The organism is Rhodoferax sp. TH121, assembly GCF_002251855.1.
Lineage (GTDB): Bacteria > Pseudomonadota > Gammaproteobacteria > Burkholderiales > Burkholderiaceae_C > Allorhodoferax.
This window is the reverse complement of the sequence record NZ_NOXW01000021.1, coordinates 481,631-494,403: the sequence shown is the minus strand read 5'-3', so window position 1 is coordinate 494,403 and position 12,773 is coordinate 481,631. Positions and strand designations below refer to the sequence as shown.

At 63.6% G+C, this 12,773-nt stretch carries 14 protein-coding genes; 9 read left to right on the top strand and 5 right to left on the bottom strand.

Annotated elements, in window-relative coordinates:
- Nucleotides 1-31 precede the first annotated feature (31 nt).
- Nucleotides 32-1,321 carry a hydroxysqualene dehydroxylase HpnE gene (gene hpnE / locus CHU94_RS12395; RefSeq protein ID WP_094480286.1) on the top strand — a complete coding sequence of 430 codons (1,290 nt, stop codon included), beginning with the start codon at nucleotides 32-34 and terminating at the stop codon, nucleotides 1,319-1,321.
- 57 nt (nucleotides 1,322-1,378) lie between these two features.
- A complete protein-coding gene (locus tag CHU94_RS12390; protein ID WP_303396086.1) occupies nucleotides 1,379-3,778 on the top strand; it encodes a penicillin acylase family protein in 2,400 nt (799 codons plus the stop codon).
- A gap of 20 nt (nucleotides 3,779-3,798) precedes the next feature.
- Here CHU94_RS12390 and CHU94_RS12385 read toward each other — a convergent pair whose 3' ends face one another.
- On the bottom strand, nucleotides 3,799-4,518 hold the full coding sequence (locus CHU94_RS12385) for an HAD family hydrolase (RefSeq protein ID WP_255033935.1): 720 nt from the start codon (nucleotides 4,516-4,518) through the stop codon (nucleotides 3,799-3,801).
- Between CHU94_RS12385 and hemH the strand changes: the two genes are divergently transcribed.
- The 7 genes from hemH (at nucleotide 4,517) to CHU94_RS12350 (ending at nucleotide 8,416) form a co-directional block, all read left to right on the top strand.
- Nucleotides 4,517-5,620, top strand: coding sequence for a ferrochelatase (hemH, locus tag CHU94_RS12380; protein ID WP_094480283.1), 1,104 nt, complete (start codon nucleotides 4,517-4,519; stop codon nucleotides 5,618-5,620). The two genes, CHU94_RS12385 and hemH, sit on opposite strands and share 2 nt — an antisense overlap.
- A gap of 372 nt (nucleotides 5,621-5,992) precedes the next feature.
- Nucleotides 5,993-6,130 (top strand): hypothetical protein, encoded by a 138-nt coding sequence (locus CHU94_RS19275; RefSeq protein ID WP_176452016.1) that lies wholly within the window; start codon nucleotides 5,993-5,995, stop codon nucleotides 6,128-6,130.
- A gap of 60 nt (nucleotides 6,131-6,190) precedes the next feature.
- Nucleotides 6,191-6,724, top strand: coding sequence for a hypothetical protein (locus CHU94_RS12370; RefSeq protein WP_094480278.1), 534 nt, complete (start codon nucleotides 6,191-6,193; stop codon nucleotides 6,722-6,724).
- 18 nt (nucleotides 6,725-6,742) lie between these two features.
- On the top strand, nucleotides 6,743-7,009 hold the full coding sequence (locus CHU94_RS12365) for a hypothetical protein (RefSeq protein WP_141211456.1): 267 nt from the start codon (nucleotides 6,743-6,745) through the stop codon (nucleotides 7,007-7,009).
- A gap of 131 nt (nucleotides 7,010-7,140) precedes the next feature.
- The gene (locus tag CHU94_RS12360) at nucleotides 7,141-7,503 is read left to right on the top strand and encodes a DUF1801 domain-containing protein (protein ID WP_094480273.1); all 363 of its coding nucleotides are present in this window, start codon (nucleotides 7,141-7,143) and stop codon (nucleotides 7,501-7,503) included.
- A 34-nt stretch (nucleotides 7,504-7,537) separates the two neighbouring features.
- A complete protein-coding gene (locus CHU94_RS12355; RefSeq protein ID WP_094480271.1) occupies nucleotides 7,538-7,750 on the top strand; it encodes a SlyX family protein in 213 nt (70 codons plus the stop codon).
- A 30-nt stretch (nucleotides 7,751-7,780) separates the two neighbouring features.
- Nucleotides 7,781-8,416, top strand: coding sequence for a LysE family translocator (locus CHU94_RS12350; RefSeq protein WP_094480269.1), 636 nt, complete (start codon nucleotides 7,781-7,783; stop codon nucleotides 8,414-8,416).
- A 43-nt stretch (nucleotides 8,417-8,459) separates the two neighbouring features.
- On the opposite strand, the gene CHU94_RS12345 is transcribed toward CHU94_RS12350, so the two are convergent.
- The 4 genes from CHU94_RS12345 to modA form a co-directional block, all read right to left on the bottom strand.
- Entirely contained in the window at nucleotides 8,460-10,088 is a 1,629-nt protein-coding gene (locus tag CHU94_RS12345) for a diguanylate cyclase (protein ID WP_094480266.1), read from the bottom strand.
- Nucleotides 10,089-10,211: 123 nt separating this feature from the next.
- The gene (modC, locus tag CHU94_RS12340; protein ID WP_094480265.1) at nucleotides 10,212-11,309 is read right to left on the bottom strand and encodes a molybdenum ABC transporter ATP-binding protein; all 1,098 of its coding nucleotides are present in this window, start codon (nucleotides 11,307-11,309) and stop codon (nucleotides 10,212-10,214) included.
- Nucleotides 11,306-11,989, bottom strand: a complete 684-nt coding sequence (gene modB, locus CHU94_RS12335) for a molybdate ABC transporter permease subunit (protein ID WP_094480263.1) — start codon at nucleotides 11,987-11,989, stop codon at nucleotides 11,306-11,308. The genes modC and modB overlap by 4 nt, the downstream gene beginning before the upstream one ends.
- A gap of 12 nt (nucleotides 11,990-12,001) precedes the next feature.
- Complete coding sequence (modA, locus tag CHU94_RS12330) at nucleotides 12,002-12,760, bottom strand: molybdate ABC transporter substrate-binding protein (RefSeq protein WP_094481046.1); 759 nt, start codon at nucleotides 12,758-12,760, stop codon at nucleotides 12,002-12,004.
- Nucleotides 12,761-12,773: the final 13 nt, after the last annotated feature.

Genomic DNA, 12,773 nt, shown 5'->3' with positions numbered 1-12,773 from the left:
GCCCGGCGGCAAAACCTGCCTCAACTCGTACATGAAAGTTGCAATCGTTGGCGCCGGCTGGGCTGGCATGGCGGCGGCCGTGACCGCTACTCAAGCCGGCCACCACGCTACCGTTTTTGAAGCAGCCCGCGCAGTCGGGGGGCGGGCCAGGGCCCTTAATGGCACCTTGCCGGACGGCACGCCGGTGGTGCTGGACAACGGCCAGCACATCCTGATTGGCGCTTACTCCGAGACCCTGAAGCTCATGCGCACCGTGGGCGTGGACCCAGAGTCCGTGCTCTTGCGCCTGCCACTCACCCTGCTCTTCCCTGACGGCGACGGCCTGGCCCTGCCCGACTGGCCCAGCCCGCTGGATGCGCTGGCCGGCATTGCCACGGCCAAGGGTTGGACCTGGGGTGACAAATGGAGCTTGCTGCGCGCCGCCACGGGCTGGCAACTGGGCGGCTTTGCCTGCGCGCCGCAGACCAGCGTGGCCGATCTATGCCGTACCCTCACGCCCACCGTGTTGGCCACCATGATCGACCCGCTGTGCGTGTCCGCCCTCAACACGCCAGCCGATCGCGCCAGCGGCCAGGTCTTCCTCACCGTGCTGCGCGACTCGCTGTTTGGAGGGCGCGGCAGTTCCAACCTGCTGCTGCCGCGGGCCGACTTGGGCGCCTTGTTCCCCCAGGCGGCGGCCACCTGGCTGCAGGCGCAGGGCGGCATGGTGCACCTGGGTACGCGCGTGGACGCCATCACGCCGCAAGGCGCAGGCTGGCTGGTCAACGGCCAGCCGTTTGACGCTATTTTCTGGGCCACCTCATCCTCCAATGCGGCCTCAGCCCTCATGGAATCTGCGCAAGCAGCTCCTGAAACCATAGCAACTCCAATGCAGGCATGGGCTACCACGGCGCACGCGCTGCAGTTTGAAGCGATTGCCACCGTCTACGCCCACGCCGCTGGCGCGCGCCTGAGCCAGCCCATGCTGGCGCTGCGTAGCGATGCGGCGAACCCGGCGCAGTTTGTGTTCGACCGCGGCCAGCTCGGTGGCCCGTTGGGCCTGCTGGCCTTTGTGGTCAGCGCCAGCGAGGGTGATCGCGACACCCTGCAGGCCCGGGTACTGGCCCAAGCGCAGGCGCAACTGGGCCTGGCGCTCACACCGCTGCAAACCGTGGTGGAAAAACGCGCCACCTTCGCCTGCACGCCCGGCCTGGTGCGCCCCGGCACGGCCATCGCCCCCGGCCTGTGGGCCTGCGGCGACTACGTAGTCGGCCCCTACCCTGCCACGCTGGAGGGTGCGGTGCGCAGCGGGGTGGCAGTCGCGCAGGCGCTGTCTTCCTAGCCAAGGGCCCACTATGATTTGGGCCACACACACCACAACACGCCACGGAGACGACACGTGAAACTGATTCTCAAACTAGTGGGCGGCCTGCTGGGCCTGCTCGTGCTGGGGCTGGTCGCCCTGGGCGGCTGGTACCTGTACCACAAGCAACCCGTGCGCAGTGGGACGCTGGAAATGTCCAAACTCAGTGCTCCGGTGAGTGTGCAGTTTGATGAACGCGGCGTGCCCCACATCACCGCCGAGAACCAGTTGGATATGTACCGTGCCCTGGGTTATGTGCATGCCCAGCACCGCCTGTTCCAGATGGAAATGGTGCGCCGCCTTGCCAAGGGGGAGCTGGCCGAAATATTGGGCCCCAAACTGGTGGAGGTGGACACCCTGTTCCGCACCCTGGGCATCCGCGCCCATGCCAAGGCCACCGCCGCCAAGCTGGACATGACGACCCCGGCCAACCAGGCCCTTCTGGCCTACCTGGACGGCATCAACCAGTACCAGGACCACAACCGCTCACCCATCGAGTTCGACATCCTGGGCATCCCGCACCAGCCCTTCACACCCGAGGACACCTTGGCCGTGTCGGGCTACCTGGCCTACAGCTTTGCCGCCGCCTTGCGCACCGAGCCGGCCATGACCTTTATCCGCGACAAGCTAGGCCCCGATTACCTGCGCGCCTTTGACATCGACTGGCATCCCGAAGGCGTGATCACTCCGCTGGCACAACTCAGCACCCGCGACTGGAACAGCCTGAACCGCATCGCCGCCATCAGCCAGGACGCCATGGACTTGGCCGGTGTGCCTCTGTTTGAAGGCAGCAACGCCTGGGCCATCTCGGGCAAACGCACGGCCAGTGGCAAGCCGCTGCTGGCGGGTGACCCGCACATCGGGTTTTCCACGCCCAGCGTCTGGTACGAGGCCCACCTGAGCGCGCCCGACTTTGAGCTCTACGGCCACTTTCAGGCCCTGAGCCCGTTTTCGCTGCTGGGCCACAACATGGACTTTGGCTGGAGCCTGACCATGTTCCAGAACGACGACATGGACCTGGTAGCCGAGAAAGTGAACCCTGCCAACCCGCAGCAGGTCTGGCACCAGGGCCAATGGGTCAACCTCAGCACACGCTCGGAGACCATCACCGTCAAAGGCGCCGCACCGGTGCAGCTGGTCCTGCGCCGCTCACCGCACGGCCCCATCATCAACGACGCCTTCAAGGACAGCCTGGGCGACACGCCGATTGCCATGTGGTGGACCTTTCTGGAAACCGAAAACCCTGCCCTGCAAGCCTTCTACGAGCTCAACCGCGCCGACACACGTGACAAAGCGCGCGAGGCCGCCAGCAAAATCCACGCGCCTGGCCTCAATATCGTATGGGCCGACGCCACGGGTGACATCGGCTGGTGGGCCGCAGCCAAGCTGCCACAGCGCCCCGAGGGCGTGAACCCCACCTTCATCCTGGACGCCGCCAAAGGCGAGGCTGAAAAGCCTGGCTTCTACGCCTTCATGTTCAACCCGCAGGAAGAAAACCCGACGCGCGGCTACATCATGTCGGCCAACCACCAGCCACAGCCGAAGAGTGGTGTGCCTGTGCCCGGCTACTACAACTTGCCAGACCGCGCGCGCCGCCTGGACGCCGTGCTCTCCAACCCCAAAACCCTGTGGGACAGCAAAGCTGCGCAAACCCTGCAGCTGGACACCAGCAATGGCTATGGCCGCCGCGTGTTGCAAAACCTGCTGCCCGTGATGCAGGCCGTGGTGACCGATCCCAACGACAAAGCCTTCATGGAGCCACTGGAGAAGTGGGACGGCAACTACAGCACCGACAGCATCGCTGCCACCCTGTTCAGCCAGATGCTGTACGAGTTGGCCAAAGCCGCCATTGAAGACGAGCTGGGCGACGTGCAATTCAAAAACTTGCTCAACACCCGCGCGCTGGACGCAGCCCTGCCCCTGCTGGTGGCCGATCCCAAATCGCCCTGGTGGGACAACGTCAATACCAAGGCCCCAGAGAGCCATTTCGAGACCGTGCGCATCGCCTGGTCCAACACGCTCAAGCACCTGCAGGGCCTGTATGGCACCAGCCTGCTGGACTGGCGCTGGGGTGCTGCACACACCGTCACCCATGTGCATCCGCTGGGCCGTCAGAAGCCGCTGCACCTGCTGTTTAACGTGGGGCCCTTCCCGGCACCGGGCGGGCGCGAAACGCCCAACAACCTGTCCAACCCCGTGGGCCCAGCGCCCTGGGCCGTGAGCTACGGGCCCTCCACACGCCGGGTGATTGACTTTGCCGACGCCAGCCTTGCCGTGGGCATCAACCCGGTAGGCCAAAGCGGTGTGCTGTTTGACACACACTATGCCGACCAGGCCGAGCGCTACATGGCTGGGGGCTACGTGCCCCAGCACCTGAGCGAAGACGATGTGCAGGCCCACACCAAGAGCCGCCTACGCTTCAAACCGGCGCCCTGAGCGCCAACCCTGACCCGGGCTTAGGGTGCGCTGAGCAAGTCGCGCAGCTCGGTCAGGCTGGCCACCGTGGCATGCGGGTGCTGCGCGTGGCTCCACAGGTGCTCGGCGCGGTTCACCCACACCGCCTGCATGCCCACGCCCAACGCGCCCAACACGTCCAACGCCGCATCGTCGCCCACGTGCAAGATGTGCTGCGGTGCCACCTGCAAGGCATGCGCGGCCTCCAAAAATATCTTGGGGTCCGGTTTGCCCACGCCCGCATCACGCGCACTTATCGCTCCCGCAAAGTAGGCGCCCAGCCCCACCTTGTTGACATCGGCATTGCCGTTGGACACCGCATACAGCGGCCAACGCTGCGCCATCCAGTCCAGCGTTTCCAGCGCGTCGTCAAACAGCTCCACGCGCATGCGTTCGGCAAAAAACACGTCAAAGGCCGGATCGGCCAGGTCGGAGTCATCGCCCGCCCGCTCCAGCGCCAGGCGGATGGACTCGCGCCGCAGCACACTCAGGTCGTGCGCCTGGGCGGCCCATTGGCGCTCGGTGTCTTCGCGCAGCGTGCGGCGTGCGTGTGGGTCGGCATACAGCGTGGCGGTGGCCGGTGCGTAGTGCTGCAACCAGACATGCAACACCTGCTCGGCCCGCTCGATACACGGCCAGATCGGCCACAAAGTGTCGTCCAGGTCCAGGGTTATGGCCTTGATGGTGGAGAGTTGCAGCATAGGTGCGGGAGAATACCGCATGCTCTTCCAATCCCCTTTCCAGCCCGAGCCTCCTTTCACCCACGGCAAGGTGCCGCGCACCGCCGTGCTGCTGTGCAACCTGGGCACGCCCGACGAACCCACCGCCCCCGCCGTGCGCCGCTATTTGGCCGAATTCTTGGGCGACCCGCGCGTGGTGGAGATTCCGCGCCTGCTGTGGCTGCTGATCCTGCACGGCATCATCCTGCGGGTGCGCCCCGCCAAGTCGGCCGCCAAATACGCCAGCATCTGGACCCAAGAAGGCTCCCCGCTCAAGGTCTGGACCGAAAAGCAAGCCAAGCTGCTGCAAGGCTGGCTGGGCCAGCGCAACCACCAGGTCAAAGTGCGCTGGGCCATGCGCTATGGCAGCACGTCGATTGCCTCGCAGCTGGACGCCATGAAGGCCGAAGGCGTAACCCGTGTGCTCATCGTTCCGGCCTACCCGCAGTACAGCGGCACCACCACGGCCAGCGTGTGCGATGCGGTCTACACCTGGGCCGCCAAGACGCGCGCCATCCCCGAGCTGCGCTTCATCAACCGCTACCACGATGACGCGGGCTACATCAGCGCACTGGCCGCCAGCGTGCAGCGCTACTGGAAGGCCCACGGCCGCCCTGACAAACTGGTGATGAGCTTCCACGGCGTGCCCGAGCGCACGCTGCACCTGGGCGATATGTACCACTGCGAATGCTTCAAGACCGCGCGCCTGCTGGCCGAGGCCTTGAACCTGCCCAAAGACCAGTACCAGGTCACCTTCCAGTCCCGCTTGGGCCGCGCCAAGTGGCTGGAGCCCTACACCGAACCCAGCCTCATCGCCCTGGGCAAGGTGGGTGTGAAGCGCGTGGACGTGATCTGCCCCGGCTTCACCAGCGACTGCCTCGAGACGCTGGAAGAAATCAACATGGAAGGCCGCGAGGCGTTTCTGCACGCAGGCGGCAAAGAGTTCCACTACATCCCCTGCCTCAACGACGACCCGGAGTGGATCACGGCGCTCTGCAACCTGACGCAGAAGCACCTGCAAGGCTGGCCCACATTGGAAGCCCCGGATGCGGCCGAGTTGCAGGCATCGCGGGCGGCGGCGTTGGCGCTGGGGGCGAAGCAGTAGGCTGGGTTGCTGGAGTGCGGCTGGTGGGCTAAATATTGGTGATATTGGCCTCTAGCCCCCGTGGAATATGCGCGAGCAGCTACTAAAAGAGTAGCAATTTTGCTTTGCTGACCGCAGCGTGGGTGGGCGGGTTTGCGTGGCGGCTAAGTTTAATGCCGCCACTCACAAGATCCCCCGATCGGGGGATATGCAGACACTCACTGCATCGTCAGAATAAAGTCTTGCAGACTGCCGGGTTTGTCGCTATTTTTATGAGAGCAACTTGTGCAGACTGGATATAAGCTGATACCACTTTTGATTGATCACTCTCCCACTTTATACCGAAGCACTTTGCGGCATAAATTACGTTGAGCGTCAGAAGAGTGACCGAACATGAACGTACTTCTCCAAACAAGCCTTGCCCTGTTCGCAGCCGCCCTTGCTGGATGGTTTGCGGTTCAGAAGTTCTATCAAGAGCGTGAATATGAATTGATCCTTTCCCGCTATCTCGAAGGCGGGCTTGATTTGTAAGCGGCGGAAGCCGAAAGGGTGAACGCGGCCTTTCATCACAACTGGGCGCATTGCCTCAGCATGTTGGCTTCTTACCGCGATCTGGAAGGTGATTTCGACCCTTCCGAATTCGAAAAGGGGTTCGTCGAACTTCAGTCAAGCAATCTCAACATCGTTGCCCACCACAGACTTTTTACCCTTGTCGGAACGCACGAATACTGGTCGGTATATCAATCTGCAATGGCATTCTTCACGAGCGCAAACGCTGTATTGGTAAAGCAAATTCCCGATGCAATCAAAATCAAGCTAACTACGACCAGAATTGAACACGCTCACACTGAAGTTGTTGAAGAGGGTTTCAAGGAAGCGAAGCTCCAACAAGAAAAGAGCCAACGATATGTTCAGCTTATTGCCGAATTACAGGTTCTTTCCGCTGCACTTGAATCCGAGAGGTTTCGCTTCGCGGAACTAAAGAGTTTTCGAAACAAGGCGGAGGTGAAAGCATCAATTGACCGGTTGAAAAGCCTATTCGCCGAAGACTTGTCCAAGTATGCGACTGATGCTCAACCCGACAATGCACTGGACCTTGCGCAAGAAGCCGCGCAAGGCCGGTGATTTTGAACGTTAATGCGCATGTACCGGACCACCGTTATTTGCAAAGGACTTACGGAAACAGAGGCGCGAGAAGCTGTTACCGATATGCTGTCTGAGTTTGAGCAACGTCCATGGCAGCTTGATGTGGCCTGCGAATGGCGCGATGGTGTTCTGCGCCTAAGTGCGCAAAACGAAGTTGATTCAACGGGAATGGCCCTCCTTGATGAATTCGGTGATGCGGTCGTTGCTTATATCAATTACGGCGGAGAAGTACTTATGATGGTCGAAACGGTGGTGAAGCTGTGAGCGCATTCGATTTAACAAGCTGCTGTATCCGGCCGCCTTCGCCTCCGGCTCCGGCAGAGAAGCGACGTTGACACATTGGGGGCTTGTTGAAAGTGCTCAATCCATCTGCAGACTCTTCTATTGACAGCCCCATGCCCACCAAATCCGTTCAAACCCTTCTCGAAGACATCCGCCTCGTGAGCGAGGAGCGCCACGCTGTGGTGGAGGCGGTGCGTGCCTTGGTGAAGAAAAGCTTCAAGCCCTTTTCCGAAGAGGTGAAGTACGGCGGCATTCTCTTTGCGTCCGGGGTGCAGTTTTGCGGGGCGTTTGCGTACAAAGAACACGTGTCGGTGGAGTTCAGCCATGGTGCGCGCATCAACGACACCTGGGGCCATCTGGAAGGCGCGGGCAAGGGGCGACGGCATCTCAAGCTAAGGTCACTGGACGACATCCAGAACAAGAAGCTGGCCCAGTATTTGCCGCTAGCGCTGGCGGCGGCGCAAAGCGCCAGCTGAAAAGCAGGCGCTGCATGGTGTCCAATAGGGCTCTATGGACACCACAGAACGTACCGAACGCCGCCTGACCGAGCTGGAAATCAAGGCCAGCTTTGCCGAAGACGCGCTGGACCAGCTCGACAAAATCATTGTTCGCCAGCAGGCGCAAATCGATGCCTTGATCCGCGAGATCACGCATATGCGTCAGCAGGCCAGCGAACCGGCCACGGCGCGCAACCTGCGTGACGAATTGCCACCCCACTACTAACCCACTTTTCGACTTCCAAGGATTGAACCCATGAGCCTGCATACCTGGTGGCTGTTTGTGATGATGACGTTTGTGGTGTCGGCCACACCCGGCCCCAATATGTTGCTGGTGATGAGCACGGGCGCACGCCAGGGACTGCGCGGCGCGGTGACCAGCATGGCGGGCTGCATGACCTCGCTGATGCTGATGCTGAGCCTCTCGGCCGCGGGCCTGGGTGCGCTGTTGCAGGCATTCCCTGCCGTGTTTGACGCGCTGCGCCTGGCCGGTGCCGCCTACCTGGCTTACCTGGGCGTGCAGGTGTGGCGCAGTCCGGTGCAAGAGGCCCCTGCCGATGGTGGCGCCCCCAGCAAGTTAGGGGAAGCGCTGAGCACTTGGGCGCTGTACCGCCAGGGTGCGCTGGTGGCGGCCAGCAACCCCAAGGCCATTCTGTTTGCAGCGGCCTTCTTCCCGCAGTTTCTGAACCCGGCACTCCCCCAGTTGCCGCAGTTCGGCATCTTGCTCAGCACTTTCGCGGTGGTGGAAGTGGCTTGGTATTTTGTCTACGCCGCCAGCGGCAAACAACTGGCGCGCTACCTGCAGCGGGCGAATGTGATGCGCGCCTTCAACCGGCTGACCGGCGGGGTGTTTGTGGGCTTTGCCGCATTGATGGCGGGCGCCAAGAGCTGAATCGCTAGCAAATCAGGAGCTGCTTGCGCAGTATCCATGGGCTTTAACCCAGGATTTGATGCCTGGTGTCTTTCTCGACATACATGCCCACGTCGCAGCGGTGCAGCCAGCTCTTCAGGCAGTCTCCGCCCTGCGCACCGGCCACACCCACACTGACGCTGACGCACAGCCCAGGGCGCAGGCGGTCCCAGGGATGGCTCTCCACGGCATCCTGGATGCGCTGGGCCAGGCCGTGGGCTGCGGCTTCGTCCACATGGGCAAACGCAACGACAAATTCATCGCCGCCCAGCCGCACGGGCACATCACCTTCACGCACAAAGCTGCGCAAGATGTGACCCAGCTCCTGCAGCACGGCGTCACCCACCTGGTGGGAATAGTGGTCGTTGATGTGTTTGAAGTAGTCCACATCCACAAAGGCCATGGCCGGTGTCAGGCCGCGGTCTGCCCCCTTGCGCAGCAGCTCAGGCACCATGCGCTCCAGGTAGCGGCGGTTGAACAGGCCGGTCAGCGAATCTTCCATTGCCAGCTGCTCCAGCTGCTGCGCCTGCTGCGCCAGACGGCGTGCCGTGGCGCGGCTGGCACGGGCCTGCAGCTGCCATTCGATGCGCTCTTCGCGCTGCTGCAAGGCGGCATGGCGCAGATCGGTTTCGCGCTGCTTGAGCGCACGCAGCTGAGCTTGCGAAGCGCGCTCTTTGCCCTGGGCACTGAGGATTTGGGCGAGCAAGAGGTACGAGATGCCGACCAGGTGTTCGTGGTCGATGGACATGGCCAGCTGCATCATGCGGTGGCAGTGGTATTCGGCCAAGGACCAGTCGCGCGCAGCCCAAGCAATTTCAGCGCGCAGCCACAGCTCCATCAGGGTGACCGAGGGATTGGGATCGCCCCGGGTCTCGGCGGCTTGCGCAAAGTCGGCGTGGGTTTGTGCCACGACCAGTTCACCCAGCCAGCAGGCCTCAAAACCATCACCCAGGCCCAGCATGGCCTGGGTCTTGAGTTGGGCCCCTTGGAACACCAGCAAATTGGGAGCGGCCTGGGCCGATCGGGCGCTGGCGCGACGCAGCTCTGCCAGCCGCTGCAGGCCGGTGAATTGGCCCTGGTAGTAGCGGTCAAAAAAGCAGCGGCTGACTTCCATGAGACGCTGGTTCACCCGCGGCAGGTAGGCCTCCATCCAGTGGCCACCGTCTTCCAGCAGGCCAATGGCCGTGCGATAGGCAGCATCGGCTCGGTCGAAGTTGCCACCATGGGTGTAGGCCACGCCCAGGTAGTTGTACGACAGGGCTTGTGACAGCGCCGGTGCATCGGCGTTGAGCTTGAGGCCTAACAGCGCGGCTTCCACGCCCTCTTCGCTGTGGCCCATCACGCTCAGGGTGTGCGACAAGGTGGCCAAGGCTTCGGCCTCGCCTCGGGTGTCTTCACACATCTGGAACAACGTGGCCGCACGCTGAGCGGTTTCTTGCGCACGCCGAAAACGCGATACCAGACGATCCGCCTGCGCCAAGGCCAGCAGGGCGCGCGCCTCGGTCGGCAGGTCATGCGCTGCCTGGGCCCGGGACAGCGCGGCTTTGGCCAGCACCAGGCTATGCGTCACGTCGCCGTGCTTGAGCGCCAGCTGGGCCTGGTGCAGCACCTGCATCACAGGCACCGAGGAGTCGGGCGGCGCGTAAACGGGCATAGGGGGATGAAAGAAAAGGTGCTGCAGCGCATCAAAAATGAAGGCACCAGCGTAGTCCCGTCCCCCGCCGCTGTCACTCCCCCAAACGGGTGAATTTGCAGGGTGATTTTTAATCAATCGGTTTTAATTAGCCAGAGCTAAGGCCTTCACCTGCGCCCACACAGGCTGCCCCACCGCCAAGCCCAGCGTGTGGACGGAGCGCCGGGTCACCCGCGCCAGCAGGCGGTCCGGGCCGCAGCCCAGCTGCACCAGGGCCTGCGCCGGATGGCTGTCCTCGGCAATGGCCAGCACGGTGCAAAGCAGCACGTTCTGGATGCTGGTGTGCACGGGTTCCTGCGTGGCCAGGCTCACATCGCGCGCCAGCACGCGCAGACGCACCGGGGCGCCCACTGCCATGCCTGCGTCCGCCAGCCACAGGCTGCCCCCGGCAAACGCCAGCCGGGCCAGGTGCCAACGGGTATCCAGCTCCGCAACATGGGCATGCAACAGGGTGGACGCTTCGTCGCCCAGGCGCAAGGGCACATCGACTTGCGCCAGCACCTGGGCCGCCGGGCCGCTGGCTTGCACCCTCCCTTGGGCCAGCACCACCAAAGTGTCGGCCAGGCGCACCACCTCATCCACAGAATGGGTGACATAGAGCATGGGGATGTGTAACTCGTCGCGCAGCCGCTCCAGCCAGGGCAACACCTCCTGGCGACGCGCCGGGTCCAACGCGGCCAGGGGTTCGTCCAGCAGCAGCAGTTCGGGTTGGGTCGCCAGCGCACGGGCAATGGCGACGCGCTGGCGCTCCCCGCCCGACAAATCGCCAGTGGCCCGTGTGAGCAATGGGGCCAGGCCTAGCAAGTCAATGGCGGTGTCCACGGCCAGCAGGGCCTGGGAGCGGCCGCTGGCCTTGGCAGCACGCTTGTGCGCATAGGCCAGGTTGCCACGCACGTCCAGGTGCGCCAGCAGGCTAGCCTCCTGAAACACATAGCCCACCGGGCGGCGCCAGGCGGGCAAGGTGATGCCCTGGGCATCGTCCTGCCACAGCTGGCCGCGCAGGCAGATGCGTGCCTGCGCGGCCTGCTCCAGCCCGGCCACGCAGCGCAGCACCGTGGTCTTGCCCGATCCCGAGGCGCCAAACAGCACGGTGATGCCGCGCTCAGGCAAGCGCAGGTCCACGTCCAACGTGAAGCCGGGGCGGGGCAAGTGCAGGCGGATGTGGTTGGTGCCGAGACTCATGGGCGCACCCTGCTGCCGCGCGGGTTGAGCCAGCCCAGGCCCAGCAGCACGACAAAGGAAAACACCACCATGCCGGCCGACAGCCAGTGGGCCTGCGTGTACTGCAGTGCCTCCACGTGGCCGTAGATCTGGGTAGAGACCACGCGGGTTTTCTCGGGGATATTGCCGCCCAGCATCAGCACCACCCCAAACTCCCCCACGGTGTGCGCAAAGCTCAGCACCGCGGCGGTGACAAAACCCGGACGGGCCAGCGGCACGGCCACGGTGAAGAAGGCATCCAGCGGACTGGCCCGCAAAGTGGCCGCCACCTCCATGGGACGCGTGCCCATGGACTCAAACGCATGCTGCAGCGGCTGCACCGCAAACGGCAGCGAGTAGACCACCGAACCCAGCACCAGCCCGGCAAACGTGAAGGGCAGCAGCCCCCAACCCAGCGCCTGCGTGATCTGCCCCAACGGCCCCTGCGGCCCCAGGCTCACCAGCAGGTAAAAACCCAGCACCGTGGGCGGCAGCACCAGTGGCAGTGCCACCACCGCCCCGACCGGTCCGCGCCAGCGGGAGCCGGTGTGCGCCAACCACCAGGCCAGCGGCGTGGCCAGGAGCAGCAGCAAGACGGTGGTCACACTGGCCAAGCGCAGCGTGAGCCAGATGGCACCCAGGTCGTCAGAGCTCAGGGGCATGGAGCGGCCGGTTCAGACTTCGTAGCCAAAGCGGCGGATCATGGCCTTGGCGGCATCACTGCGCAAAAAGGCCATGAAGGCGGCTGTGGCTGCGCTGTTTTTGCCCGCGTTGAGCACGATGGCGTCCTGGCGCAAAGGGCTGTGCAGGTTGGCCGGCACCACCCAGGCAGAGCCTTGGGTAATCTTGCCCTCCACCATCACCTGCGACAAGGCCACAAAGCCCAGTGTGGCATTGCCGCTGAACACAAACTGGTAGGCTTGGCCAATGCTTTCGCCCTGCACCAGCTTCGGTTGCAGGCTGGCCGTGAGCCCGAGCTTGGCCATCACGTCCACTGCGGCGGCGCCATACGGGGCCAGCTTGGGGTCGGCCAGCGACAGGTGCGCAAACTGCCCACTGCGCAGTACCTCGCCCTTGTCATCCACCACTCCTGCCTGGCGGCTCCACAGCACCAGGCGACCCGTGGCGTAGGTGAACTGCGAGCCCGTCACACCTGCGCCCTCTTTGCCCAGGCGCGTGGGGGTTTCGTCATCGGCCGACAGCAGCACCTGGAATGGGGCGCCGTTCTTGATCTGCGCATAGAGCTTGCCGGTAGAGCCCACCACCACCGTGGCCTTGTGGCCAGTGGCGGCGGCAAAGGCCGTGGCGATCTTCTGGGCCGGGGCGCTGAAGTTGGCCGCTACGGCCACGGTCACTTCTTCGGCATGCAGGACCTGACCAGCCAGCAAAGCCAGGGCGGCTACCCAACGCAGCATGGACTTCAACAGGACCATGGACATCTCGCTA